At 64.1% G+C, this 26,028-nt stretch carries 26 protein-coding genes and 1 pseudogene; 15 read left to right on the top strand and 12 right to left on the bottom strand.

Annotated features, from left to right (window positions below; translation table 11 throughout):
• Positions 1-16: 16 nt before the first annotated feature.
• Positions 17-958: an ornithine cyclodeaminase family protein gene (locus P0R31_RS32690; RefSeq protein WP_275518703.1), complete on the bottom strand. Its 942-nt coding sequence runs from the start codon at positions 956-958 to the stop codon at positions 17-19.
• A 164-nt stretch (positions 959-1,122) separates the two neighbouring features.
• Between P0R31_RS32690 and P0R31_RS32685 the strand changes: the two genes are divergently transcribed.
• A complete protein-coding gene (locus P0R31_RS32685) occupies positions 1,123-1,335 on the top strand; it encodes a hypothetical protein (RefSeq protein ID WP_275518701.1) in 213 nt (70 codons plus the stop codon).
• A 3-nt stretch (positions 1,336-1,338) separates the two neighbouring features.
• Here the strand turns inward: P0R31_RS32685 and P0R31_RS32680 are convergent, their stop codons facing one another.
• The 6 genes from P0R31_RS32680 to P0R31_RS32655 form a co-directional block, all read right to left on the bottom strand.
• The gene (locus P0R31_RS32680) at positions 1,339-1,911 is read right to left on the bottom strand and encodes a GNAT family N-acetyltransferase (protein WP_275518700.1); all 573 of its coding nucleotides are present in this window, start codon (positions 1,909-1,911) and stop codon (positions 1,339-1,341) included.
• Between the two features lie 6 nt (positions 1,912-1,917).
• Positions 1,918-4,275, bottom strand: coding sequence for an Orn/Lys/Arg decarboxylase N-terminal domain-containing protein (locus tag P0R31_RS32675; RefSeq protein WP_275518699.1), 2,358 nt, complete (start codon positions 4,273-4,275; stop codon positions 1,918-1,920).
• A 96-nt stretch (positions 4,276-4,371) separates the two neighbouring features.
• Positions 4,372-6,576 carry a xanthine dehydrogenase family protein molybdopterin-binding subunit gene (locus P0R31_RS32670; protein WP_275518698.1) on the bottom strand — a complete coding sequence of 735 codons (2,205 nt, stop codon included), beginning with the start codon at positions 6,574-6,576 and terminating at the stop codon, positions 4,372-4,374.
• Between the two features lie 7 nt (positions 6,577-6,583).
• On the bottom strand, positions 6,584-7,600 hold the full coding sequence (locus P0R31_RS32665) for an FAD binding domain-containing protein (protein WP_275518697.1): 1,017 nt from the start codon (positions 7,598-7,600) through the stop codon (positions 6,584-6,586).
• On the bottom strand, positions 7,597-8,082 hold the full coding sequence (locus P0R31_RS32660; RefSeq protein ID WP_275518696.1) for a (2Fe-2S)-binding protein: 486 nt from the start codon (positions 8,080-8,082) through the stop codon (positions 7,597-7,599). Before P0R31_RS32660 ends, P0R31_RS32665 begins: the two co-directional genes overlap by 4 nt.
• 140 nt (positions 8,083-8,222) lie before the next feature.
• Positions 8,223-8,702 carry an Lrp/AsnC family transcriptional regulator gene (locus P0R31_RS32655; RefSeq protein ID WP_225188251.1) on the bottom strand — a complete coding sequence of 160 codons (480 nt, stop codon included), beginning with the start codon at positions 8,700-8,702 and terminating at the stop codon, positions 8,223-8,225.
• A 143-nt stretch (positions 8,703-8,845) separates the two neighbouring features.
• On the opposite strand from P0R31_RS32655, the gene ald reads away from it, so the two are divergent.
• The 3 genes from ald to P0R31_RS32640 all read left to right on the top strand — a co-directional run bounded on the left by ald (position 8,846) and on the right by P0R31_RS32640 (position 11,543).
• Positions 8,846-9,961: an alanine dehydrogenase gene (gene ald / locus P0R31_RS32650; protein ID WP_275518694.1), complete on the top strand. Its 1,116-nt coding sequence runs from the start codon at positions 8,846-8,848 to the stop codon at positions 9,959-9,961.
• A gap of 193 nt (positions 9,962-10,154) precedes the next feature.
• Positions 10,155-10,373 carry a hypothetical protein gene (locus P0R31_RS32645; protein WP_027546306.1) on the top strand — a complete coding sequence of 73 codons (219 nt, stop codon included), beginning with the start codon at positions 10,155-10,157 and terminating at the stop codon, positions 10,371-10,373.
• Between the two features lie 111 nt (positions 10,374-10,484).
• Positions 10,485-11,543, top strand: a complete 1,059-nt coding sequence (locus P0R31_RS32640; protein ID WP_275518692.1) for a YeiH family protein — start codon at positions 10,485-10,487, stop codon at positions 11,541-11,543.
• 133 nt (positions 11,544-11,676) lie between these two features.
• Here P0R31_RS32640 and P0R31_RS32635 read toward each other — a convergent pair whose 3' ends face one another.
• The 5 genes from P0R31_RS32635 to P0R31_RS32615 all read right to left on the bottom strand — a co-directional run bounded on the left by P0R31_RS32635 (position 11,677) and on the right by P0R31_RS32615 (position 16,220).
• On the bottom strand, positions 11,677-12,549 hold the full coding sequence (locus P0R31_RS32635; RefSeq protein WP_275518690.1) for an ABC transporter ATP-binding protein: 873 nt from the start codon (positions 12,547-12,549) through the stop codon (positions 11,677-11,679).
• Positions 12,546-13,457, bottom strand: coding sequence for an ABC transporter permease (locus P0R31_RS32630; RefSeq protein ID WP_275518689.1), 912 nt, complete (start codon positions 13,455-13,457; stop codon positions 12,546-12,548). Before P0R31_RS32630 ends, P0R31_RS32635 begins: the two co-directional genes overlap by 4 nt.
• Positions 13,454-14,869, bottom strand: coding sequence for an ABC transporter substrate-binding protein (locus P0R31_RS32625; protein ID WP_275518688.1), 1,416 nt, complete (start codon positions 14,867-14,869; stop codon positions 13,454-13,456). Before P0R31_RS32625 ends, P0R31_RS32630 begins: the two co-directional genes overlap by 4 nt.
• 181 nt (positions 14,870-15,050) lie before the next feature.
• Positions 15,051-15,824 (bottom strand): Crp/Fnr family transcriptional regulator, encoded by a 774-nt coding sequence (locus tag P0R31_RS32620; RefSeq protein WP_275518687.1) that lies wholly within the window; start codon positions 15,822-15,824, stop codon positions 15,051-15,053.
• Between the two features lie 99 nt (positions 15,825-15,923).
• Complete coding sequence (locus P0R31_RS32615) at positions 15,924-16,220, bottom strand: gamma-butyrobetaine hydroxylase-like domain-containing protein (RefSeq protein WP_275518738.1); 297 nt, start codon at positions 16,218-16,220, stop codon at positions 15,924-15,926.
• A 205-nt stretch (positions 16,221-16,425) separates the two neighbouring features.
• Between P0R31_RS32615 and P0R31_RS32610 the strand changes: the two genes are divergently transcribed.
• The 11 genes and pseudogenes from P0R31_RS32610 to P0R31_RS32560 all read left to right on the top strand — a co-directional run bounded on the left by P0R31_RS32610 (position 16,426) and on the right by P0R31_RS32560 (position 26,007).
• The gene (locus tag P0R31_RS32610; protein ID WP_275518686.1) at positions 16,426-17,199 is read left to right on the top strand and encodes a ferredoxin--NADP reductase; all 774 of its coding nucleotides are present in this window, start codon (positions 16,426-16,428) and stop codon (positions 17,197-17,199) included.
• A gap of 101 nt (positions 17,200-17,300) precedes the next feature.
• Positions 17,301-19,043 (top strand): fumarate reductase/succinate dehydrogenase flavoprotein subunit, encoded by a 1,743-nt coding sequence (locus P0R31_RS32605; protein WP_275518685.1) that lies wholly within the window; start codon positions 17,301-17,303, stop codon positions 19,041-19,043.
• 32 nt (positions 19,044-19,075) lie between these two features.
• Complete coding sequence (locus P0R31_RS32600) at positions 19,076-19,309, top strand: 4Fe-4S dicluster domain-containing protein (RefSeq protein ID WP_007593252.1); 234 nt, start codon at positions 19,076-19,078, stop codon at positions 19,307-19,309.
• 2 nt (positions 19,310-19,311) lie between these two features.
• On the top strand, positions 19,312-20,289 hold the full coding sequence (locus P0R31_RS32595) for a HEAT repeat domain-containing protein (protein ID WP_275518683.1): 978 nt from the start codon (positions 19,312-19,314) through the stop codon (positions 20,287-20,289).
• A 112-nt stretch (positions 20,290-20,401) separates the two neighbouring features.
• Complete coding sequence (locus P0R31_RS32590; protein WP_275518682.1) at positions 20,402-21,574, top strand: fumarylacetoacetate hydrolase family protein; 1,173 nt, start codon at positions 20,402-20,404, stop codon at positions 21,572-21,574.
• A gap of 484 nt (positions 21,575-22,058) precedes the next feature.
• Positions 22,059-22,196, top strand: a pseudogene (locus P0R31_RS32585) (sugar ABC transporter substrate-binding protein); the annotation flags it as partial.
• Between the two features lie 2 nt (positions 22,197-22,198).
• Positions 22,199-22,354, top strand: a complete 156-nt coding sequence (locus tag P0R31_RS32580) for a hypothetical protein (protein WP_275518740.1) — start codon at positions 22,199-22,201, stop codon at positions 22,352-22,354.
• Complete coding sequence (locus tag P0R31_RS32575; protein WP_275518681.1) at positions 22,351-23,127, top strand: FadR/GntR family transcriptional regulator; 777 nt, start codon at positions 22,351-22,353, stop codon at positions 23,125-23,127. Before P0R31_RS32580 ends, P0R31_RS32575 begins: the two co-directional genes overlap by 4 nt.
• Positions 23,124-24,050, top strand: a complete 927-nt coding sequence (locus P0R31_RS32570) for a Gfo/Idh/MocA family protein (RefSeq protein ID WP_275518680.1) — start codon at positions 23,124-23,126, stop codon at positions 24,048-24,050. Before P0R31_RS32575 ends, P0R31_RS32570 begins: the two co-directional genes overlap by 4 nt.
• A 2-nt stretch (positions 24,051-24,052) precedes the next feature.
• On the top strand, positions 24,053-25,129 hold the full coding sequence (locus tag P0R31_RS32565; protein WP_275518679.1) for an aldose epimerase family protein: 1,077 nt from the start codon (positions 24,053-24,055) through the stop codon (positions 25,127-25,129).
• Positions 25,129-26,007, top strand: coding sequence for an SMP-30/gluconolactonase/LRE family protein (locus tag P0R31_RS32560; protein WP_275518736.1), 879 nt, complete (start codon positions 25,129-25,131; stop codon positions 26,005-26,007). Before P0R31_RS32565 ends, P0R31_RS32560 begins: the two co-directional genes overlap by 1 nt.
• Positions 26,008-26,028: the final 21 nt, after the last annotated feature.

Genomic DNA, 26,028 nt, shown 5'->3' with positions numbered 1-26,028 from the left:
TCGCCAGCCTGGGCCACTACCCCAGCTTTGCGCCGAGCTGCTGGAACACGGCCTCGCAGGTCATGAGGTCGAGATGGCCGCCGCCCGCGTTCTTGAAGAACGTGATGTCGGACGGTGACGTTCGCCCCTGCACAAGGTCGCCGAGGAGGTCGTAGAGGTCGCCGAGGACGTCCGCCTCGCTGATCGCGCCGCTCGCGATCGGCTGCAGGATGTCGCCGACGCCGTGGAAGGCGGATTCCCGCCGGTCCACGAAGACGCGGGAGCGCTTGGCCGCCTCGTCATCAGCCTCCCGGGTTTGCGGTGTGTAGCCGCCGACGAGGTCCAGATGCGTGCCCGGCCGCAGATTGCGGCCCTTGATCAGCGGCTGATGCGCGCGGGTGCAGGTGGTAATGACATCGGCCTCGCGCGTCGCGGCGTCGAGATCCGTGATTGCTTCCGCCTTGATGCCGGCCTTCGCCAAGCGCTGAGCGAGATCCACGCGCCGGTCCGGGCTGCGATTCCAGATCAGCACGCGCTCCAGTGACGGCCGCACGGTGCGATGACCCCGGATCAGCCATTCGGACATCTCGCCGGCCCCGACGCAGAGCAGCGTCTCGGGATTGGGCAGGGCGAGCAGTTTCGTGGCCAACGCGGAGTCGGCTGCGGTGCGCCAATGCGTGATCTCGGTCCCGTCCATCGCCGCCAGCGGCCGCCCATTGGTGCCGTCGAACAGCACGCACACGGCCTGCACCGCCGGCATCCTGCCTTCGGCCAGATTGGCCGGAAAGCTGGTGAACATCTTGCTGGCCATGTATCGGCCGGGATCGACGGCGCTGCGGATGACGTATTGCCCCCTCTCGTCTCCAAGGAAGGCGTCCAGCACTTCCATCTTCGGCCGGCGATGCGCTTCTTCGAGGGCCGCAATAAGGATCGGAAAGGTCAGAGCTTTCGTGACTTCGGTATCGGAGACAAAGTGCAAGGCAAGTTCCTTATTGGCGACCGGCATTTGCCCATAAACCCGCGCGGCAGGTTCCGCAACGAATCTCTCGCCGGGACTGGACAAGCCTTGATCCGCGTCAAAATCTCCTTTCCCCGTCCGGCCTAAATGGGACTAGAGTGCCGGCGGGCAGGCAGGGAGGTCCCATGTCAACTTATGTCGTCAGGTTCATGAAGGACGTGCTCGGCGAATACGGCCGGCAATGCGAGGTCTGCCAGGGCACGCTCGAGATCGACGCCGCCGACGAGGACGAGGCCAGGGAACGGGCGAAAGCGAGGTTCTGCAAGGACCAGGCGTTGCATCACTGGTCACTGCATGCCGACCGTATCCACGTCAGACCGGCCGACTACCCGTCCTAGGGCCTAACGCCCGGGTGCCGTGACGGGCGGGGGCGTCGTCGTCCCCGCGCCGAGCGAGCGTTGCACCATGACGGTGTCGGACCAGCGGCCGTGGCGATAGGCAACGCCGCTGAGCAGGCCGGCGCGTGCGAAACCGAACCGCCCGTGCAGCGCCAGCGAGGGCGCGTTATCTGCATCGATATAGCCGATCATCTGGCGGAAGCCGGCCGCCGCGCAGGCGTCGATCAATTCCTGCAGCAACAGCCGTCCGACCCCGCGGCCGAGATGAGCGTGATGGACGTAGATCGAGTGCTTGGCGGTGTATCGATAGGCCGGCCTCTTGCGGAACAGCACGGCATAGGCATAGCCGACGACTTCGCCGCGCCAGGTCGCAACCAGATGCGGCAGGCGGGTCTGCTTCAGGTTCTTGCGCCGCTCGCGCAGATCGTCCGGCTCCGGCGCACCGGTTCCTTCATCGCGCGGCACGCCGTTGCGGACGTGATGGCGGTAGATCGCCAGCATCGCCTCGACGTCGCTCTCGCGTGATGGCCGAACCAGGACGGGTTCATCGCTCGCGCGCGCAGCCGCTTCGTTCATCGGCACCTACTCGGTCACGACATAAGTGTAGAGCCCGATGCGCCCATTCGCATCGACCTCCTTGTAGACGCCCTGGATCTCGACGTCGAAGCCCGGAAATGTGTTGAAGCAGGTCTCGAACATCTTGAGATAATCGATCATGGGCTTGGCCCGTTCCGTCAGCCGCTCGCCGGGCACGATGGTGGCGATGCCCGGCGGGTAGACCACGAACGGCGTGGTCGCGATTCGGCCGGCGATCGCCTCGATCGGGAGGTAGTCGACGTCGTTCTTAAACAGATAGCGCGCGGCATCGCGGGGCGACATCGCGATCTCTGGCATGTGCTCGGGCATGAACTGCCGGGCCTGGAGCGCGCTGACATCGGCGGCGCGGAAGAAACGGTGCATCTCGCCGCAGAGGTCGCGCAGCCGCGCACCGGCGTAGCGCGCCTGCCGCCTTTGATAGAATTCGGGGATGACATCGGCCAGCAGCGCATTGTCGTCGTGCAGCCTCTTGAACGCGACGAGGCCGGAGATCAGCGTGCCCGCCTTGCTCGCCTCGACGCCGGGCGTGAGCAGGAAGAGCAGGGAGTTGAGGTCGTTCTTCTCGGGGACGATGCGATTCTCGCGCAGATATTGCGCGACGACCGGCGCGGGAATGCCGTGCTCGGCGTAGGCGCCGGTCGCACGATCGAATCCGGGGGTGAGCAAGGTCAGCTTGTTTGGATCGGTCATGGCAAAGCCTTCCGCGAGATCGGGAAAGCCGTGCCAGTTGGTGTCCGGAGAGAGCTGCCACAGCGCGGGGTTGGTGGCGAGCTCGTCGGTCGAGAGGGTCTCCCAGGCGACGTTATGCGCCGCGCCGGGGCGGCTGACGTCGGCAATGGCGACGCGATCGGGAACGAATGGCTCGAAGAACCAGCGGCGATCCAGATTCTGCTCTTTCTCCTCGAACTCCCGGCGCATCGCGCGGATCTTCTTGCGCAGCTCGATGCCGAGCCGGATCGTGTCGTCCCACAGCACTTCGCCGGAGCGGCCCTTCATCATCTGTGCGCCGACGTCGAGCGAGGCGAACAGCGGGTAGAACGGCGAGGTCGAGGCGTGCTGCATGAAGCTTTCGTTGAAACGGCGGTGCTCGACGCGGCGCTTCTGGCCGCGGATGTGGCGGTCCTTGATGTGGATCTGCGAGGCCTGCGAGAAGCTTGCCAGCTGCTTGTGGGTCGACTGCGTCGCGATGATGCCGGGGGCGTCGGGCGGAAGATTTGCCAGCCCCATGGCGAAGCGGCCGGCATAAAGGGGGTGGAACTTCATGAAGCCGGCCCAGGCCTCGTCGAACAGGATGTAGTCGCAGAGATGGCCGATGCGCTTGATGATCATCTCGGCGCTGTGGATCGAGCCGTCATAGGTGCACTGCTCGACCACGGCGACGCGGAACGGCCGCTCCTTGCGCCAGGCGTCGCGATCGTTCACCAGGGGATGGTTGCGGATCGCCTCGCGCAGGGCCTTCTCATCGAGCCGGTCCCAGCGCATCGGGCCGATCAGCCCCCAGGCGTTGCGAACGGTCGGCACATAGACCGGGATGCCGCCATTGATCATCAGCGCGCCGTGATGGGCGGCCTTGTGGTTGTTGCGGTCGAACAGCACGAGATCACCGTCGGTGACGAGGGCGCCGAGCGCGACCTTGTTCGAGGTCGAGGTACCGTTGAGCACGAAATAGGTCTTTTCCGCGCCGAAGATCGCCGCCGCTTCCTTCTGCGCCCTCAGAGCCGGGCCCTCATGGGTGAGGAGGTCGCCGAGGTCGAGCACGGAATTGTCGAGGTCGTCGCGGAACACGGATTCGCCGAGATGCTCGACGAACACGCGCCCGATCGGGCTGCGGTTGTAGAACACGCCGCCATTGTGGCCCGGGCAGGTCCAAAGCTGGTTGCCTTCCTCGGCATAGTCGACCAGCGCGCCGAAGAACGGCGTCTTCAGCGTTTCGGCATATTGCTTGAGCCGGCTGATCAAGTTCTTGGCGATGAAGGTTGGCGTCTCCTCGGAGAGGAAGACATAGCCGTCGATGAAATCGAGCACCTCGACCGGCAGGTCCTCGAACCGCTTGCGGCGGATCAAGAGGATAATCGGGAAGTCGAGGCCGCGGCGGCGCATCAGATTGATCAGCGCCGAGGTCTTTCCTTCCAGGCCCTTCTTGCCCCAGTCCACCACCATGCAGCCGATCGCGGCATCGGTCTGCACCGCCATCTCGGCATCCTCCAGCTTGCGGGCCCGGACCACCTCGAAGCCGGAGCGCTGGATCTCCTCGATGATCTGGTTGAAGCGGACGCCTTCGAGATCGTCGGCATCGAACACAGGGGCGGCGAACAGGAAGTTGAAGCGCTTGAAATAGTCCATGGCGGGTTCCGAATGTGCAGGAAGATACAGCTCTCTGCACATTCGATGACATCTGGATGACATGCCCGAGTGCTGCGGCAAGGTTGGCTTGCGACTTCACTCCAGCAGCTTGTCCAGCGTGATCGGGAAGCGCCGGATACGCTTGCCGGTCGCATGATAGACGGCGTTCGCAATCGCGGCCGGCACGCCGACGATGCCGATTTCGCCGAGCCCCTTGATGCCCATCCGGTTGATGCGGTCGTCGGGCTCGTCGACGAAAATGACGTCTATGTCGTGGACGTCGGCGTTCACGGGAATGTGGTATTCGGCAATGTTCGCGTTCATGATGCGGCCGAAGCGGTGATCCATCACCGTTTCCTCGTGCAGCGCCATTCCAATTCCCCAGACCACCCCGCCCATGATCTGGCTGCGGCCGGTCTTGGTGTTCAGGATGCGCCCGGCCGCGACCGCATTCACGATGCGGGTGACGCGGATAATCCCCAGCTCCTCGTCGATCTTCACCTCCGCGAAGACCGCTGAATGTGTGTTGCGGGCATGCGATTTATCTTCCGCGAATTGGTTGAGCTTCTCCTTTTCGATCCGCTCGAGCTTGCTGTGGCGCATGACATCCGCAATCGAGACGGCAGCTCCGCGCCTGTCGTTATTGACGATCATGCCGTCAGTCAGGGTGACGTTGGCGGCGTCGAGGTCAGCGAGCGGCGAGCCCGGCATGGCCTTGGCGAGACATGCGAGCTCCCAGCGAATCTCTTCGGCCGCTCCCAAGACCGCATGCGCGCTCGATGCCGCCATCCAGGAGCCGCCCTCGACGGGGGCTTGCGGCAAGGTCGAATCGGCGAGCCGTACGCTGATATTCTCGATCGGCAGCCCGAGGGCATCGGCCGCGACCTGCGCCACGATGGTATAGGTGCCGGTGCCGATGTCGGAGGCGGCGCAGGAGACCTCGGCATGGCCGTTGGCCGTCAGCACGATGCGGACGGCGACCGGCATCTGCAGCGCTTCCCACACCCCGGTCGCCATGCCCCAGCCGACGAGTTCCTTGCCGTCGCGCATCGAGCGGGATGCGGGATTGCGGCGGCTCCAGCCAAAAGCTTCCGCGCCGCGGGCGTAGCATTCGCGCAGCTGCTTGCTGGTGTAAGGCAGGCCTTCGCTCTGGTCGCGATCCGAGTAGCACCTCAGGCGCAGCTCGACCGGATCGAGCTGTAGCGCGACGGCCAATTCGTCCATGGCGCATTCGAGCGCGCAGACGCCCGTTGCCGCACCCGGCGCGCGCATGTCGCAGGGTGTCGAAACGTCGAGATCGACCAGCTTATGCGCAAACTTGCTATTGGGACTCTTGTAAAGCTGCTCGGCCCAGCCCGTATCGTTGCGCGAAAAATCCTCATAACGTGAGGTCACGGCAATGGCTTCGTGGGTGATTGCATCGAGCGTGCCGTCCGGCCTTGCACCGAGCGCAACGCGCTCGATGGTCATGGGGCGATAGCCCAGGCCGTACATCTGCTGCCGCGTCAGCACGACGCGGACGGACCGCTTCAGTGCGAGCGCGGCAAGGGTTGCCAGCACCACCTGGTGCTGCGGCCGCAGGCCCGAGCCGAAGGCGCCGCCGACATAGGGCGAGATCACGCGGATGTCGTCCGGCTTCTTGGCGAAAACGCTGCAGAGAAACTTCTGGACGTTCTGGACGCCCTGCGTCTTGTCGTAGACCGTGAGCCCGCCACTGCCGTTCCAGACGGCCGTCGTCGCGAAGAGCTCCATCGGGTTGTGGTGCTCGGTCGGGATGACGTAATCCGCCTCGTGGCGCACGGCCGCGCGCGCCAGGGCTGCTGCGGCATCACCACGCGGCTTGTGCGGTTGATCCACTTTCTTGGCCTTGCCGCGTTCGGATTCGAGATCGGTCGCAAACGCCTCCTGCTCATATTCGACGCGAACGCGGGTTGCGGCGAACTTGGCGGTCTCCCAGTCCTCCGCGACGACCAGTGCAATCGGCTGGCCGTTGAACTTGATCCTGTTGTCATAAAGCGGCCGGAGCGGCGAGCCCTTCTCCGGCGCCACCTCATCCTTCCAGGCTTCGTCCTTGTCGGCGAGGGGCGGCCGATGTTCATGCGTGAGCACGTCGACCACGCCCTTCACCTTCAGCGCCTCGCTGGTGTCGAGACGAACGATGCGCCCACGCGCGATGCTGGCCTCGACGACGAAGCCGTGAAGAAGACGGTCTGCTGCGAACTCGCCAGCATATTTGGCGGCCCCGGTGACCTTGGCGCGGCCGTCGACGCGCGACGTTGATGTTCCGACATAGGCGTTCATCGAGCCCTCATGCGATCTTCTTGTGAGCTTGTGATTGCGGCGTGGCGCTTGCGGCCTGCATCAGCGCACGCACGACGGCTCGGCGCGCCAAGTCGATCTTGAACCCGTTGTGGGAGCGTGCCGTCGCTCCCTGCAGCAGCAGGTCGGCGGCGCGCCCGAAATGATCCGGTGTTGCCGCCTGACCGCGCAATGCGGCTTCGGCCTCGAGGCTTCGCCAGGGCTTGTGGGCCACGCCACCGAGAGCAAGGCGCGCTTCGCCGATCGCGTTGCCCTCCAGGTCGAGCGCGGCCGCGACGGAGACCAGAGCAAAGGCGTAGGACAGCCGGTCGCGGATCTTCAGATAGCTGTAGTTCCGGGCAAAGCCGTGCGGCGGCAGCTCGATGGCGATAATGATCTCGCCGCTGCCGAGATTGGTATCGAGGTGAGGCTTGTCCTCGGGAAGCCGATGGAAATCCGTCAGCGCGATGGTGCGCTGACCAGAGGGGCGTGCGATATGCACGAGCGCGCCGAGCGCGGCCAGTGCCACGCTCATGTCGGATGGATTGGTCGCGATGCAGGAGTTGCTGGTGCCGAGGATGGCATGGTTGCGGTTGAGGCCATCGAGGGCCGAGCAGCCCGAGCCGGGGCTTCGCTTGTTGCAGGGTGTCGTCGTGTCATAGAAGTAGGGGCAGCGCGTACGTTGCATCAGATTGCCGCCGACCGAGGCCATGTTGCGCAGTTGCGCTGAGGCGCCAGCCAGGATGGCGCTGGCAAGGAGGGGATAGCGCTGCTCGATCAACGGGTGGTAGGCAAGGTCCGAATTCGGCACCAAGGCGCCTATGCGCAGACCGCCGTCCGCTGTCTCCTCGACGTCGCGGAGCGGCAGGCGAGAGATGTCGATCAGCCGGGAGGGGCGTTCGACGTTCTCCTTCATCAGATCGATGAGGTTGGTGCCGCCGGCAATCAGCTTCGCGCCGGGATCGGCGGCGAGCAGGCGAATGGCGTCGGCAAGGTCGCTTGCGCGGGAATATCGGAAGTTGTTCATGACCGGCTCATTGCCTGCTCGATCGCAGCCACGATGTTGGGGTAGGCACCGCAGCGACAGAGGTTCCCGCTCATCAGCTCCCGGATCTCATCCGCATTGCGCGCACGGCCTTCGGCCAACAGGCCCGCGGCAGAGCAAATCTGTCCCGGCGTGCAATAGCCGCACTGAAAGGCATCGTGGTCGATGAAGGCCTGTTGCAGGGGATGCAACGTGCCGTCCTTTGCCAAGCCTTCGATGGTTGTGATCTCGGCGCCATCCTTCATGACGGCCAGGGTCAGGCAGGAATTGACCCGTCTTCCGTCGATCAGCACGGTACAGGCGCCGCATTGGCCGTGATCGCAGCCTTTCTTGGTGCCGGTCAGCTCCAGACGGTCACGCAGCGCATCCAGAAGCGTGGTCCACGGCACGACCTCGAGCGCGCGCCTTTCGCCGTTGACGACGAGGGTGATCGGAATGCGTTCGGGAATCGTAATGTCGGCCATATTGTGTTTCCCCGCGGAAAGGCCGAGCCGGGCAAATTGTGCAAATGACGCGAGACTGCGTTGCCGCCGCTGGCCGATAGCGCCCAACGGATGACGGGTTGCTTGGTTCCTGACCGGTTCTCCCGATTGGATTTACGAGATCAGCGCTTTGTCTCGCTGAACACCACGGTCGGCACCGCGCGGTTGACGATTTCGCGCAGCGCGAAGCTCGATTGCACCCGCGCGACGCGGGGCAGGCGGGACAGCTCGGTGCGATGGATGCGCTCGAAATCCTGGATGTCGCGGGCGAGCACGATCAGGATGTAGTCGTCCGTCCCCGACATCAGGAAGCAGCGCACGACAGAGGGGCATTTCGTCACCTCTGCCTCGAACGCCTTCAGCGCCTCGTCGCTCTGGCTCTCCAGCGCGATGCGAACCAGCACCGTGGTGGTGAGGCCGAACTGGGCCAGGTCGAGCGCGGCCTGGTAGGCCTGGATGTAGCCGTCATCCTCCAGCGCCTTCTGCCGCCGCGCCAGCGCCGTGCTCGACAAGCCGATCTTGTTGGCAAGCTCGGTGTGGCTGGCTCGCGCATTGGTCGTGAGTTCCGCGAGGATGGCGAGGTCTTTCCGGTCGAGGGCCAAGGTTTCGTTTCCAGCGTCAAAGGACCATTTCGCGCCGGAAACCGGCGCGGGCGCTGCCAAGGTAGCGGATATTTGCACGAAACCAAACCGACCCTCTCGCTACGATCAACAATGGAATCAAAGCATTGGCGAGGGAGATCAAGATGCGCGTCGGAGTCCCGAAGGAGATCAAGGTGCAGGAATATCGCGTCGGGCTCACCCCAGGCGCGGTCCGCGAATACGTTGCCGCCGGGCACCAGGTGACGGTCGAGAGCGGCGCCGGCAGCGGCATCGGTGCGTCCGACGAGGTGTACCGGCGGGCAGGGGCGTCCATTGCCGAGACCGCTCGCGAGATCTTTGCAAAGTCCGACATGATCGTGAAGGTGAAGGAGCCGCAGAAGAGCGAATGGGCTCAGCTTCGCGAAGGCCAGATCCTTTTTACTTACCTTCATCTTGCGCCGGATCCCGAGCAGGCCAAGGGCCTGCTTGCTTCGGGCTGCACCGCAATCGCCTATGAAACCGTCACGGACGCGAGTGGTCACCTCCCGCTGCTCGCTCCGATGAGCGAAGTCGCCGGCCGCCTCGCCATCGAGGCCGCCGGCGCCGCGCTCAAGCGTTCGACCGGCGGCCGCGGCCTGCTGCTCGGCGGCGTGCCCGGCGTGCAGCCGGCACGCGTCGTCGTGCTCGGCGGCGGCGTGGTCGGAACGCAGGCGGCACGCATGGCCGCCGGCTTAGGTGCCGAAGTCACCGTGATCGACCGCTCGATTCCGCGCCTGCGCGAACTGGACGATCTCTTTGCCGGACGCGTGCGCACCCGCTTCTCCACCATCGAGGCGGTCGAGGATGAGGTGTTCGCCGCCGACGTCGTCATCGGTGCCGTGCTGGTGCCCGGCGCCAGCGCGCCGAAACTCGTCACCCGTGCGATGCTGAAATCGATGCGGCCGGGAGCCGTGCTGGTCGATGTCGCGATCGACCAGGGCGGCTGCTTCGAGACCTCGCACCCGACCACGCACGCGGAGCCGACCTACGAGGTCGACGGCGTCGTTCACTATTGCGTCGCCAACATGCCGGGAGCGGTGCCGGTGACCTCGAGCCAAGCCCTGAACAACGCGACGCTGCCGTTCGGCCTGATGCTCGCCAACAAGGGATTTGCGGGCATCTTGGAGAATCCGCATCTGCGCAACGGGCTCAACGTGCATCGCGGCCGGGTGACTAACAAGGCGGTGGCGGAGAGTCTGGGGCTGGAGTTTGCGCCGGTGGAGAGCGGGCTGGCGGCTTAGGGGGGTGCCGACGCGGCGAGGGCATTGTGACCGGGACGGCGGTGTCCAAACAGGCAGAAAGAAGAAAACTATTGCCGCGGCTCTGTCAGGAGGAAGGAGTTTCCCCTTCCGAGGGCAAAAACGCCAATCGCTTCCATTGCTGTTTGGAGCCGAAACGACGACATTTCCGCCAGAAACTGGTGGATCGGCAGCCATGGAACGCACTGGATTTGAGCCCTTCGGCGAGCAACTGGTGTCCGCAACGGACACACAGCCGAAGTCGCGCGCCTCGAAGCTCCTGCTGCGGGCCGGCACCACCCTGTTCTGGTCGCTGGTCGCGGGCATCGTGCTGGCCCGTGCAGCCTTCTTCGAGCCCGGCATCTATGACGGTTTCAGCCGCGTCGCCTCGCTGGCCAAGAACCTGATCTTCTGAGTCCGTTTATTCCGGTCCGAGGACAGAACTTCTCTCGCCCCTGATATGTCGAAAACATATTTCCCAATCGGGTCGCGGTGCGTATAAATCTTTCTCCTTCGGGAGAGATTTGTGTCGCAGAATCAAGCATCCAGCCCGGTCGATAGCAAGCCGGTCACCGCCGCGGGCCGTATTGCGGCGCTGATTCCGGGCATCCTCCTCTGCATTCTCGTGGCCGGTGTGTCGGCCCTGCTCGAGCGGGCCGAACTGGGCGTGTTCGAGCACCCCTATGTCGAGGCGCTGGTCATGGCGATCCTGCTCGGCATGGCGGTGCGCAGCTTCTGGAAGCCGGCCCCGCGTTGGCAGGCCGGCATCGCCTTCAGCGCCAAGCAACTGCTGGAAGTCGCGGTGATGCTGCTCGGGGCCTCGATCAGCTTTGCCGCGATCGCAGCTTCCGGCATTGCGCTGCTCGCCTCCATTGCCGCGGTCGTCGTGGTCGCGCTCTGCGTCTCCTTCGGCCTCAGCCGGCTGCTCGGCCTGTCGACGCGGCTGTCGATCCTGATCGCCTGCGGCAACTCGATCTGCGGCAATTCCGCGATCGCTGCGGTGGCGCCCATCATCGGCGCCAGCAACGACGAGATTGCATCCTCGATCTCCTTTACGGCGATCCTTGGCGTGATGATGGTGCTGGGCCTGCCGCTGCTGATTCCGCTGCTGCAATTGTCCGCAACGCAGTACGGCATTCTCGCCGGGCTCACCGTCTACGCGGTGCCGCAGGTGCTTGCCGCGACGGTGCCGGCAGGTCTCGTCTCAACCCAGATCGGCACGCTGGTGAAGCTGATGCGTGTCCTGATGCTCGGCCCGGTCGTCGTCGGCCTGTCGCTGGTCGCTTCGCGCTGGCAGAGCGATGCCAAGAAAACCAGCGTCGGCTTCTTCCGCCTGGTCCCCTGGTTCATCCTCGGCTTCCTTGCGCTTGCGACCCTGCGCTCGCTGGAGATCGTGCCGGCGACAGTGGTTGGCCCTGTGACGAAGATCACGGGCTTTCTGACGGTGGTCTCGATGGCCGCCCTCGGCCTTGGCGTCGACGTGCGCGTGCTCGCCAATGTCGGCGGCCGGGTGACGGCCGCCGTGACGCTGTCGCTGATCCTGCTGCTGGGGATCAGCATCGCGCTGGTGCACTGGTTCAAGTGATTAGGGCAAAGCTGCAGTAGGGTAGGCAAAGCAGCGCAAGCGCCGTGCCCACCAGTTCTGTAAGAGACGGAGAATCGTGGGCACGCTTTCGCTTTGCCCACCCTACGAGGCCGTCATTGCTGCGAGCGGTAAGCTAAATCACGTCCGCGAGCGAGTGGCCGTGCAGCTCGATGTTCAACCCCTGCATGCCCAAGTCGTTGATCTCGCCGCCCATCGCCTTCAGGCTCTCTTCGCGGATCAGTGACATCAGCCCACGGCGGAGCGCCAAAAATTCCGACGACATCATCATCGATTGCTGCCGCGGCCGCTCCAGCGGGATCGGGATCTCCGCCTTGATCGAGCCCGGCCGCGCGGTCATGCAATAGACGCGGTCGGACAGGAAGATGGCTTCGTCAATGTCGTGGGTGACGAACAGCACCGAGATCTTCAGCCGCTGCCACATGTTGGTGAGGATCTGCTGCATGATGACGCGCGTCTGAGCGTCGAGCGCGCCGAAGGGCTCGTCCAGCAACAGCACTTTCGGTCCCGTCGCGAGCGCGCGGACGATGCCGACGCGCTGCTTCATGCCGCCGGAGAGCTTTTCCGGATAATGCTTTTCGAACGCTTCGAGTCCCGCAAGCCCCAGCAGCGTGCGCGCGGCGCGTTCGCGCTGCGAGCGCGGCATGCCGCGCATCTTCAGGCCGAACTCGACGTTCTCGCGCACGGTTTTCCACGGAAAAAGAGAATATTGCTGAAACACCATGCCGCGTTCGGCACTCGGACCGTTTACCCGCTCGCCGTCGACGGTAACTACACCGGTCGTCGGCTTGAGGAAGCCTGCGACTGCATTGAGCAGCGTCGACTTTCCGCAGCCGGACGGGCCGACGATCGACACGAACTCGCCGGGCCGCACATGGATCTGCGTGTCGGTGACAGCCTGCACCGCGCCCTCGATGGTCTCGTAGGCGAGGGAGAAGTTCTTGACTTCGATGTGGCCTTTTGGGCTGTTCGCTAGCACCTGGCTCATGTCGATCTCCACGGCATCACCAATTGCCCCGCGCCCCTGATCAGCAGGCTCGACCCGAGACCGAGCACGCCGATTGCGATCATGCCGAGCGCGATGTCGGCATATTGGACCAGCGAATAAGCTTCCCAGGTGAAGTAACCGATGCCGTACTGACCGGAGATCATCTCGGCCGCGATCAGCGACACCCAGGCGACGCCCATGCCGACGGTGAGGCCGGTGAAAATGTGCGGCAGCGAGGCTGGGAAATAGACCTCCCGGAAGATCGAGCGTTCGCGCGCGCCGAGACATTGTGCGGCGCGTACCAGCACGGGGTCGACCAGCGACATGCCGTGCAGGGTGTTGACGAGAATCGGGAAGAACGAACCGAGGAAGGTGATGTAGACGATGCTCTGCTCGTTGGTCGGCCACAGCATGATTGCCATCGGCACCCAGGCGATTGCCGGGATCGGCCGCAGCACTTCGGCGACCGGAAAAATCACCTCGTGCACCAGCTTGAAGCGCCCCATGATCAGACCGAGCGGCACGCCGACGATCGCCGCGAGCGAGAATCCGATGAAGATGCGCCGGCAACTGAGCAGGATGTGCATCAGGAATTTAGGATCGTGAATCGCCTTTATGAAGCTGTCATAGACCGCGAGCGGCGAGGGCACATTGGTGAAGCGCACGAAGAACACGACCCGATAGGTCGTGAGCAGATGCCAGACCAGCAGAAAGGCGAGCAGCGAAATCACGCCGATTGCCGCCGCGCGCAGACCTGCCCGATTGAGCCGGTACCAGCGCAACCCCAGTGTGGCGAAGGAAGGCGGCGTCGAAGGCCGGGTGATGGCGGCGGGCGCGGAGCCCGCCTCAGCAAGTGCTGTTGCCGGCATGCTGTCCTCGGGCTGTCTGACGAGGGCGGGGCTGCTCACGTCTTGCCTCCGCCGACGGCGGCCTTCATCGCATCATCGAAGCCGAGCACCTTGCCGCTGATCTTGGCAGCGTAGGCTTCGGCGTCCTTCTTCAGCAGGAACGGGGCGAGCTCGCTATTGCCGACCGCGAAGAAGGCCTGATCGGCGAACAGCTTGATGCCGCGCGTGGTGTCGAAGACGTAGGCGACGTTGATCTTCTTGCCCTTGGCCTTGTAGTCGGCATAGGCGCCGAGCGTGCAGCTGGCGGACGAGAAGGGCATGATGCCTGCACCGTCGACCCAGACCTCGCCCGCCTTGCGCGGATCGGTGATGGGCTTCTTGCAGAAGCTGTCCTCGCCCGAGATCTCATAGTTGTTGGTGCTCGCGAGCTGGGCGTCGTAGTCGAGCTTCATTTCAGCATAGGCCTTGCGGATGTATTTGTCGTCGACCCATTTCTTCGGATCGAACTCCTTCATGCGGCCGAGATTCTGCAGCACCTTGACGTCGGTCGTGGCCGCATCGATCAGCGCCGGCTTAATCGTCGGATCGGTCGTCATATTGCCGCTGGGCCCTAAGAAGATGTAGACGACCTCCTTGTTGATGCCGGTCCATTCCTGGATCTTCTCGGCGGCCAGCTTGGGATCGGCGCGCAGCCACTGGTTGGCGGCGATCAGCGCCTTGAAATAGGCGACGACGACCTCGGGATATTTTTCGGCGAAGTCTGTGCGAACCACAATGCCATGGAAGGTTGGCAGGTTCGTTTCGACGCCGTCGAAGATCTTCCGCGCGAAGCCGCGGAACGGCAACAGCTCGGCGAAGGGGACGAAATCGGCATGCCCGTCGATCTTCTTCTCCTGCAGATTGGTCGAGCCGACCTCCGGGCTCTGGCTGACGAGCTGGAAGAAATCGGACGCATAGCCGCGATCCTGCATCGCTTTCAGCACCATGCCGTGCGCGGCGGAGCCGAAAGGCACGCTGACGAGCTTACCCTTGAGATCGGCGAGGTCGTAATAGGGTGAGTCCTTGTGGACGACGAGGCCGTTGCCCGAGCCGGACAGGCTGTAGGCGGCGATGCCGACGAGGCGACTCTTGCTCTCCGGATTGCTCTCAAAGGTGAATCCGTTCACGATGAGCGGATAGTCGCCCATCATGCCGATCTGCAGCTTGTTCGCCATCATCGCGTTGGTGACGGGCGGACCGGAGGTGAAATTCTGCCATTCCAGCTCGAACTTGATGTTGGCGTATTTGCCGTCCTTCGGCAGGTACTTCTCGAGCAATTGCAATTGGCGGATGACGACGCCTGCGGTGACCGTGTTGGTCGTGGTATCCTGCGTTCCGATGCCGAGCTTGACGGTTTCCGCAGAAGCCGGCTGCGAGACGAGCAGCGCCAGCGACGACATCGCGATCGAGAGCGTGGGAAGATGGCGGACCATTCTCATCCTCATTCGGTTGGATGTGCTGTGGGTGCCATGATTGGGGGAGGGCGCAGGCAGGGCAAATCCGGAGTGGCCGCCGCAGTCGATTAGTTGCCGGGAAAAGCTGATTGCATACTCCTTGGGCAGTCCTGCACTATAAAGCCGCTTGCCTGTGCACCGGCCATGGTCGCGGGCCCCTTCAATCCGCCGCCTGGCCGCGCATCTCCTCCAGAATGTCGGTCCGGCAGACCACGATCTGCGACCGTTTGGTCAGCACGATTCCCTTCTCCTGCATCCGCTTCAGGCTGATCGTGACCCATTGCCTGGTGGCGCCGACCATGTGGGCGATGTCGGCGTGGGTGAAGGCCGCGGCGATCACGGTGCCGTCGGCATCCTCGACACCGTAGAGCTCGACGAGATGCAGCAACAGATGGGCGAGACGCTGCGTGATCGAGCGCGTCCCCAGCATCTGGGCCAGCGCCGAATAGCATTTGCCCTTGAACGTCAGGCCTTCGATCAAGCCAATCGCGAGGTTCGGGATCTCTGCGGCAAGGGACCGCAGTTCCTTTCCGGGCAGGTGCACGACGCTGCAATTACTGGAGGCAACGCCGGACCATTGATGTACGGTGCCTTCGAACACTTCGGGACCGCCGACGAAATTGCCAACATGCCAATAGGCCAGCGTGATCTCGCGTCCGAGTGGCGAGGTGTAGAACACACGGATGCGGCCGCTCTCGATCAGCCAGATGCCGTCATGCTTGCCGCCCTGGCTGAACAGCGTCTGGCCGCGGTTCAGCACCTTGCGGCGGCCCTGCTTCAGCACCAACTCCCGCTCGCGCGGTGAGAGCTTGTCCATCAACGGTGGTGGACCGCCGATCCATTGCTGGTTCTCGGTGAGCAGTAGCGAGGAGCTGCCGGCAGACCGTATCGCTGCGGGAACAGCCCCGCGCACCGCATTCGCCGCCTGCAACATCGCCTGCCTCCCGAACGTTCAAATCGTTCTAAAGAGGAGCAATGTCCGTGCCAGATGGGGGCAGACGCCTTGCGCGGGGAAATGACACCGAAGACCGGGTCACCGCCCCGCCAGGTTCAGCAGATACGACTTCGGATATATTCCCCGGTTGTGCCCATCCGAGAACGAGATGTTCAGCCCATAGCCGAGATCGCCGATGTCGGTGATCGCAATCCCCGGAAACGCTTCGGGGAAGCGGCCGTCGAAGCGGGCGCGGGTGCAATGGGCGCATTTGCAGGAGAGGCGGAGTGTTTCGGCGGAGACGCTGAGCGCGTCGTCCTGCGCGGTGCGGACAAGGAGCGAAGCGAGATCGGCGCTGGCTTCGTAGCCGGCCACGGTCGGTGCCACCAATGTCATTGTCATGACGAACCTCTGACTTCATTCTACGTCGAGGCGGGAAAGCACGAATAGCAACTAATTGCCGGTGCGGGCGGGATCGCGAGCCCGCTCTTCGAGCAACCCGCGCGAAATGTGAAACTAATCGACCGGGAACTTCACTTCCGAATTGCCGGACTCTCCTCTCTCCGAAACCTTGCGCGTCATCGATGACCAAGGAGAGACGATGAGTGCATTTCAGAAGGAAACGGTTCTGTCGGTCAGGCACTGGACCGATTCCCTGTTCAGCTTCACCGCGACGCGCGATCCCGGCTTCCGCTTCCAGAATGGCCAGTTTGCAATGATCGGCCTGGAGGTCGAGGGCAAGCCGTTGATGCGGGCCTACAGCATGGCCAGTGCCAATCACGAGGAGGCGCTCGAATTCTTCTCGATCAAGGTGCAGGACGGCCCGCTGACCTCGCGCCTTCAGAAGATCAGGGAAGGCGACAGCATCCTGGTCGGGCGCAAGGCGACGGGCACGCTGATCACCGGCAACCTCATTCCGGGAAAACGCCTGCTGCTGCTCTCGACCGGAACGGGCCTGGCGCCCTTCGCCAGCCTGATCAAGGACCCCGACGTCTATGAGAACTACGAGACCATCGTGCTCGCCCATGGCTGCCGTCAGGTCTCGGAACTCGCCTATGGCGAGCACCTCGTCGAGGGCCTCCGCAATCACGAATTCTTCGGCCCCTTGATCGGCGACAAGCTCGTCTACTACCCGACCGTCACCCGCGAGCCGTTCCGGAATCGCGGTCGCATCACCGACCTGATCGTCTCGAACCAGCTCTTCGAGGATATCGGACAAGCGAGCCTCGACATCGAAACGGACCGCATCATGCTGTGCGGCAGCCCGGCGATGCTCGAGGAACTCCACGCGATGTTCGCGGCGCGCGGCTTCGTCGAGGGCAATCATAGCCAGCCCGGCCATTTCGTCATCGAAAAGGCCTTCGTCGAGCGCTGAGCTACAAAACGCGTCCCAGCGACAACTAATTGCTATCGCGGCGACGCCCCCTGAACAAATCTGACGCAAAGGCGCCGGGATCGGCGAACCAGGAGCAAGCGATGGCACTAGATCAGATCGTCGACGGACTTTCGGAGGTTTCCTGCGATGTGCTGGTGATCGGCGGCGGCACAGCCGGCCCGATGGCGGCACTGAAGGCGAAGCTGAAGAACCCGAAGGCCAATGTCGTCCTGCTCGAGAAGGCCAACGTCAAGCGCTCCGGCGCGATCTCGATGGGCATGGACGGGCTCAACAACGCCGTCATCCCCGGTTACGCGACGCCGGAGCAGTACACCAAGGAAATCACCATCGCCAATGACGGCATCGTCGATCAGAAGGCGGTCTACAAATACGCCCAGAACTGCTACAAGATCATCGAGGAACTGGACAGCTTCGGCATCCGCTTCCTGAAGAACGAGAACGGCGACTACGCCGTCAAGAAGGTGCACCACATCGGCACCTATGTGCTGCCGATGCCGAACGGCGAGACCGTGAAGAAGGCGCTGTATCGTCAGCTCCGCCGCGCCCGCATCCTCATTTCCAACCGCTACATGGCGACGCGCCTGGTCAAATCGGCCGACGGCCGCATTGCCGGGGCCATCAGCGTCAATACGCGTACCGCCGAGATGCTGGTGATCAAGGCCAAGGCCGTGATCCTCTGCATGGGCGCCGCCGGTCGCCTGGGCCTGCCGACTTCCGGCTACATGTTCGGCACCTACGAGAACGCCGCCAATTCCGGCGACGGCTACGCCATGGCCTATCACGCCGGTGCAGCGCTCGCGAACCTCGAATGCTTCCAGATCAACCCGCTGATCAAGGATTACAACGGTCCGGCCTGCGCCTATGTCGCCGGCCCGTTCGGCGCATATACGGCAAACAACGAAGGCTCGCGCTTCATTGAATGCGACTACTGGTCCGGCCAGATGATGCTGGAGTTCTACAACGAGCTCCTCTCCGGCAAGGGTCCGGTGTTCCTCCAGCTCAAGCATCTCCACCCCGACACCATTTCCGAGATCGAATCCACGCTGCACAAGGTCGAGCGTCCGACGCGCGGCCTGTTCCAGCAGGGGCGCGGGGTCGACTACCGCAGCGAGTCCATCGAGATGCATATCTCCGAGATCGGCTTCTGCTCCGGCCACAGCGCGTCAGGCGTGTTCGTCGACGACAATGCCCGCACCACCGTACCCGGCCTCTATGCCGCCGGCGACATGGCGAGCGTCCCGCACAATTACATGCTCGGCGCCTTCACCAACGGCTCGGTCGCCGGCATCGACGCGATGGAGTTCGCCGACAACCATGATTTCGCGGAGTTCGACGCGGCCGACGTCGCCATGGAGCGCGACCGCGTGATGGCGCCGACCAAGCGCGAGGACGGCATTCCGCCGAACCAGATCGAGTACAAGACCCGCCGCCTGGTCAACGACTACCTCCAGCCGCCGAAGGTCACGCGCAAATATGAGCTCGGCATGCGGCGACTTGCCGAAACGCGTGAGGATATGCAGGAGCGCATGATCGCGCGCAACGCGCACGAGTTGCTGCGCGCACTCGAAGTGCAGTCGATCATGGACTGTGCCGACATGGCCGCACACGCTTCGCTCTACCGCGAAGAGAGCCGTTGGGGCCTTTATCACTGGCGAACGGACTTCCCGGAGAAGGACAACGAGAACTGGTTCTGCCACACGCTGCTGTCCAAGCAGGACGGCAGGATGACCAGCGAGAAGCGCGCAGTCGAGCCCTATGTCGTGCCGATCGCGGACGACGAGAAGGACCTCTACGACAAGCAGCGCATTCGCGCCTCGGCCTGATCCACCAGAACATAGCCAACAGGAGACATCACATGCCTCTCGCGTCCTATCAGACATCGGTTCCGGTGGTGGTCGACGACGCCAAATGCATCGCGGACAAAGGCTGCACGGTGTGCGTCGATGTCTGCCCGCTCGACGTGCTGCGCATCAGCGACATGACCAACAAGGCCTACATGGCTTATGACGAGTGCTGGTATTGCATGCCCTGCGAAGCGGATTGTCCGACCGGCGCCGTCACCGTCAACATTCCCTATCTGTTGAGGTGATCATGTCGAGCCCGTTCGAATCCTACGACGATCTCGAAGACGCCGACGAGCGGCTGCAAGCGGCCGATCCCGCCGAACGCCGCGTCGCCATCATCGCACTCGGCCATTCCGGCGATCCCGCCGCGGTCGCACATCTCGCCAAAATGGTCGCCGATCCCGATGCCGGCGTGCGCCAGCAGGTCGCGATGGCGCTCGGCGAGTTCGACGGCCCGGAGGCAGCAAGCGCGCTGGTGAAGCTGTTGGTCGATCCCGAGAGGATTGTCGCGGCGGCTGCGGCCGACAGCATGGCTGAATTCAAGGATCCCGCCTGCGTCGACGCCATCCTGCCGCTGGTCAGGCATACCCACGCTTTCGTCCGCTTGGGCGCTCTGCGCGCGCTGAAGGAACTGCGCCGCAGGGATACACTCAAGCCCGCGCTGGAAGCGCTCCAGGACGCTGACGCCGCCGTGCGTGTGCAGGCGATCGGCGTGATCGGCTTCCTCAAGCTGGAGGAATCCATTCCGGCGCTAACCGCGCTGATCAACGATCCCGATGCGCATGTGCGCCGCGCCGCCGTGAGCGCATTGGCCTTTTCGCAGATGAAGCCGGCGGCGGAGACCATCACCCGCGCGCTGAAGGATGCCGACTGGATGGTCCGCGAGATGGCAGCGGAGACGCTGGGTCTCAACGTGAATGGTGCAATCGCGGCTGATCAGCTCGTCGCCTGCCTCGCGGATGAGTACTGGCAGGTGCGGCTGAAGGCGATCCGCAGCCTTGGCAAGATGAAGATCGAACGCGCGGTGCGGCCGATCGGCAATTGCGTCAATCACGACCAGGCGAATTTGCGCAAAGAGGCCGCCGCCGCGCTAGGCGAGATCGGCCATCCAGACGGCGAGGCATTCCTGGCCGTGATCGCCGACGATCCTGATCCTGATGTCCGCAAGAATGCGCGCTGGGCACTGCACCAGATTGCGGCGCGAAAGGCGCGGGCAGGGGCATAACTGTACGCCGCACCGCCGCTCTGGACTTCCAGCGCCAGACGTTTATTGGTCTTCGCTAACGGGAACGGCCGCTGCGAATGCGGCCGTTCCTTAGAACAGCGAGGACGCGGCCATGACGACATTGACTGTAAAAGACCTTCTCCCCGAGGACGGCACGAAGGGGACGCTGGTCGGCCGCGTCTGGCTGCCGCAGGTCAACGGTCCGGCCGTCGTCGCCGTGCGCGGTGACGGCGTGTATGACGTCACAGCAAAATTTCCGACCATCAGCGCGCTCTGCGAGACGGACGATCCCGCCAAGGCGCTTGCCGCCACCAAGGGTGAACGCATTGGTGATCTCGAGGCGATGGTGGCCAACACCCCGCCGGACGGGCGCGATCCCCAAAAGCCCTGGCTGCTCGCGCCCGTCGATCTCCAGACGCTGAAAGCCGCCGGCGTCACCTTCGCGATCTCGATGCTGGAACGCGTCATCGAAGAGCGCGCCAAGGGTAATCCTGCCTCGGCCGAAGCGATCCGGAAAGAAGTGACGCGCCTGATCGGCGACGATCTGTCAAAGCTCAAGCCGGGCTCGGATCAGGCGATGCACCTGAAGCAGGTGCTGATCGATCAGAACGCCTGGAGCCAATATCTTGAGGTCGGCATCGGTCCAGATGCCGAGGTCTTCACCAAGGCGCCCACCTTGTCGTCGGTCGGCACCGGCATGGATGCCGGCCTGCATCCGAAGTCCACCTGGAACAATCCCGAGCCCGAGCTCGTGCTGTTCGTCTCGAGCCGCGGCAAGATCGTCGGCGGCGCGCTCGGCAACGACGTGAACCTTCGCGACTTCGAGGGCCGCTCGGCGCTGCTGTTGTCGAAGGCCAAGGACAACAACGCGTCCTGCTCGATCGGCCCGCTGCTGCGCCTGTTCGACGACACCTTCACGCTCGACGACGCGCGCAGGCTGGACATCAGCCTGAATGTCACGGGCGCGGACGGCTTCGTTCTCGACGGCCATTCCTCGATCAGCAAGATCAGCCGCGATCCGACCGATCTCGTCGCGCAGACCATCGGCAAGGTGCATCAATATCCTGACGGCTTCGTGCTGTTCCTCGGCACCATGTTCGCACCCGTGAAGGATCGCGATGCGCCGGGGCAGGGATTCACCCACAAGCGCGACGACATTGTCACTATCGCAGCGCCTCAGCTCGGCAAGCTCGTCAACCGCATGCGCACCAGCGACGAGTGCGAGCCTTGGACGTTCGGCATCGGCGCACTGATGAAGAACCTGGCGCAACGGAAGCTGATCTAGCTCGGGCCTGCTTCGCCTCTCCCCGCGCGGGCGGAGAGGCCTGATTGCATCGGAGATGCAATCAGGGTGAGGGGGACTCTCCACGAGTCAATCTGCTTGAGACACACAGCTCCATCCATATCGTCATTGCGAGCGTAGCGAAGCAATCCAGTCTTTACGCGGAGGGATTCTGGATTGCTTCGCTACGCTCGCAATGACAGGAGGGGTGAGGCTGCGAGTCCGTCTGACACCGTCCTCGCGGAAACTCCCTCATCCCAGCCATCCCATAATTTTTTCATCTCTTCGTTGCATCTCTGGAACAAAATCGCGCTGAGCGTGTCATAACTCGGCTCGCGCCGCCCCCTTCATCTCCCAATAGTCAAATAATATGACTAGTCGGAACTCTACTTCCGTGAAATAGTGCCCGCCGCTGGCCCGAAGGCCGGCCTGTGGGTGCCATGCTACCAATGGGCGCCCCGGATAAACATCTTGGGAGACACGCCTGATGACCCCCAAAGCTCTCTTTGCGGCGAGCGCAATGGCCGCCTTATTGCTCGCAACTCCTTCCGGCGCCGGCGGGCTCACCGGCTTCTCGCAGATCGGGTCGGAATCCGGCTGGCGTGCGGCCGAGACGTCCGTTTCAGCGTGAAGTCGACCTCCTGCAACGCGCGCACCGCGCCAAAGCTCTTGCTGATCCCCCGCACCTCGGGCGTGCTTCTGTTCGCCTTCATCGTCCTGCAGCACGGGCTGGTCGCGCTTGCACGCCGGCCGGCGGCGAAGCATGCGGGAGCGGCGTCATGACCTCGCGGATCGTCGTCATCCCGACGCGGCGCGCCCATTCCAATCATGCGGAGGTGGCGCGTTCGATCGGCGTCGACATCATCGCCGGCCGCTATCCGGAAGGCACGCGCCTGCCGGGGGATGCCGAGATGATCGCGATGTTCGGCGTGTCGCGGCCGGTGCTGCGCGAGAGTGTCAAGACGCTGGTCGCCAAGGGCCTGCTCTCCACCAAGGCGCGGGTCGGCACCGTCGTGCGCGAGCGCGGCGCCTGGAACATGTTCGACGCGGACGTGCTGGCCTGGCACCTCGACGCCGGCATCGACAAGCGCTTCCTCAACGACCTCGCCGAGATCCGTCTGGCCGTCGAGCCGCGCGCGGCGATGCTGGCGGCAACGCAGCGATCCGAGCAGGACATCAGCGAGCTGCGCCGCTGCATGGATCGCATGCGGCATGAAGCGTCCGACTCGGTCGGATTTGCCGATGCCGATCTCGCGCTCCATGTGGCCGTGGCGCGTGCCTCGGGCAATCTGTTCATGCGCTCGATCGGGCATGTCATCGAAGCCGCGCTACGCGCCTCGTTCCTGCTCAGCGCTCCGGTCGAGTCGGAGGACCGCGAGACCGTGCTGCTCTGGCATCAGAAGATCGTCGATTCCATCGTCGCGCGCGATGCCGGTGCCGCGTCCGAGGCCATGGTCTATGTCATTCACAACGGCATGCGCCGTCACGACAGCACGGCGATCGAGACCGCCCCGGCCAAGCCGCTGCCGTCGGCCGATACTGGAGAACAAGCGTGACAGACCTTCGCATCGCCATCGTCGGCTTCGGCAAGATCGCGCGGGACCAGCATGTGGCGGCGATCGCCGCCACACCGGGCGCAACGCTTGCCGCAGTGGCGAGCCGCAACGCCTCGCTGCAGGGGGTGCCGCATTTTTCGACCATCGAGGAATTGCTTCAGAAGGGGCCGCCGATCGACGCGGTCTCGCTCTGCACGCCGCCGCAGGTGCGACGGGCCCAGGCCGCGGCGGCGCTCGCCGCCGGCAAGCACGTCATGCTGGAGAAGCCGCCGGGCACCGGCGTTGCCGAGCTTGATCCGTTGATCGCGATGGCGGCGGGTGCGAAGCGGACATTGTTTGCGACCTGGCATTCGCGCCATGCGCCGGCGGTGGAGCCGGCCCGGCAATGGCTCACTGATCGGCACATCAAATCCGTGCACATCAGCTGGAAGGAAGACGTGCGTGTTTGGCATCCCGGACAGGGCTGGATCTGGGAGCCGGGCGGCCTCGGCGTGTTCGATCCCGGCATCAACGCACTGTCGATCCTGACCAGGATTCTGCCGAAGCCCGTGTTCGTCACCGCGGCCGAACTGGCCTTTCCAGCCAATTGCCAGGCGCCGATCGCGGCGAACCTGAACCTGACGGATATCAGCGGCCTGCCCGTGACCGCCGAGTTCGACTTCCGCCAGACCGGGCCGCAGAGCTGGGATATCCTCGCCGACACCGATCAAGGCCGGCTGACGCTGTCCAGCGGTGGCGCGCGCATGGCCGTCGACGGCAAGGTGCTTGCCGAAGGGCCCGATGAGGAATATCGCGGACTCTACCGACGCTTCGTCGCGCTCGCAGCGACCGGCGCAAGTGATGTCGATCTGACGCCGCTCCGTCTCGTCGCCGACGCCTTCCTGCTCGGCAAGCGCACGATCGTCGAACCGTTTGTGGATTGAGCATGGCCGTATCAACAATCACACAAGACGTGTTCGGGACGCTGCCCGACGGTCGCAAGGTCGAGCGCGTCGTGCTGCGCGGGGAGGGCGGCTTCGAGGCGCGTATCATCAGCCACGGCGCGGTGCTGCAGGCGCTGATCGCGCCGGATGCCAACGGCGGATACGACGACGTCGTGCTTGGCCATGATGCCTTCGCCGGCTATCTCGCCGAACGGAAGTTTCTGGGCGCCACCGTCGGCCGCTATGCGAACCGCATCGCCAGGGGACAGTTTTCGCTTCAAGGCGAGACGGTGCAGCTTGCCGTCAACAACGGTCCGAATGCGCTGCACGGCGGGCTCGAGGGTTTTGATCGCAAGCTCTGGGAGATCACGGACATCGACCAGGGCGCCGAGCCCGCCGTGACGCTCACCTATGTCAGCCCCCACGGGGAGGAGAATTATCCGGGCAGGCTCGACGTCCGCCTGACCTATCGCATCACAGGCCCGACCGAGCTGTCGCTGCTGATGGAAGCGCGGACCGACCGGCCGACCATCGTCAATTTGACCAACCACAGCTTCTTCAACCTCGAGGGTGCGACGTCGGGTACGTCCATTCTCGATCACCGCCTGATGGTGGCCGCCGAGCAGTTCCTCGCCATCGATCCCAGCGCCATTCCGCTGCCGGAGCCGCCGCGCAGCGTGGCCGGCACGCCGTTCGATTTCCGCAAACCGCGGCCGGTGGGCGAGCGCATCCGCGAAGGCGACCCGCAATTGCAGAACGGCAGGGGCTACGACCACACCTATTGCCTCGGGCGCGACGGCAAGCTTGCGCTCGCGGCGCGGCTGGAGGCGCCGCGCTCCGGGCGCATCATGGAGCTGCTCACCGATCAGCCCGGACTTCAGGTCTATTCCGGCAATTATCTCGACGGGACTATGTCCGGCAAGGGCGGCAAGCTGATCCGGCAATCGGACGCCATGTGCCTGGAGCCGCACATCTGGCCCGACGCTCCGAACCGGCCTGACTTTCCGAGCCCGCGCCTCGATCTCGGCGCGGTCTATCGCCATCACACGGTCTATCGCTTTTCGGTGAGGTCGCCATGATGGAGCAGGTGCCGACGACTGTCCTCTCGGACCATCCTTGCCATCTCGGCGAAGGTCCGACCTATGACGTGACCACGGATACGGCGTGGTGGTTCGACATTCGCGAAGGCAAGCTGTTCGAGGCCCAACTCGGCAGCGGTTCTGTCCGCATCCACGCGCTCGGCCGGATGGCAAGCGCGCTGGGGCGTATCGACGCCGAGCGGCAGTTGATCGTCGCCGAAGACGGCCTCTACATTCGCAAGCTCGCTGATGGTGCGATGACGCTGTTCTGTCCGCTCGAAGCGGACAATCCGGCGACGCGCTCAAACGATTGCCGCGTGCATCAATCCGGTACGTTCTGGATCGGCACCATGGGCAAGAAAGCCGAGCCGAAGGCGGGCGCGATCTACGCGCTCCATCGCGGCAAGATCTCGACGCTGTTTCCCGGCATCAGCATTCCCAATTCGATCTGCTTCTCGCCCGACGGCGCCACCGGCTACTTCACCGATACGCCGCGCGCGGTGCTCTATGCCGTGCCGCTCAATCCCGCGACCGGCCTGCCGCGTGGCGAGCCGGAGGTGCTGCTGCGCCACAGCGGCATCGGCGGTCTCGACGGTTCGGTGTGCGACGCCGACGGGCAGATCTGGAATGCGTGCTGGGGCGCGAGCCGGATCGACGTCTACTCGCCGCAAGGCGAGCGCCTGCGTTCGCTCAGCGTGCCGGCGAAGCAGGCGAGCTGCCCCGCCTTCGTGGGCCCCGACCTGTCGCGCCTGCTCGTCACGTCGGCCTGGCAGGACATGGACGCGGCGGCGCGCGCTGCCGATCCGCAAGCCGGCTGCACCTTTCTGCTCGAAGCAACCGCACGCGGACGCGCGGAACCCGACGTCAAGCTCGCATAGGAGGCCAAGCCGTACACGACC

The organism is Bradyrhizobium yuanmingense, from assembly GCF_029167105.1.
Taxonomy (GTDB): domain Bacteria; phylum Pseudomonadota; class Alphaproteobacteria; order Rhizobiales; family Xanthobacteraceae; genus Bradyrhizobium; species Bradyrhizobium yuanmingense_A.
Note: the sequence above shows the minus strand (reverse complement) of the source record. Positions and strands in the feature narration are given on the sequence as shown.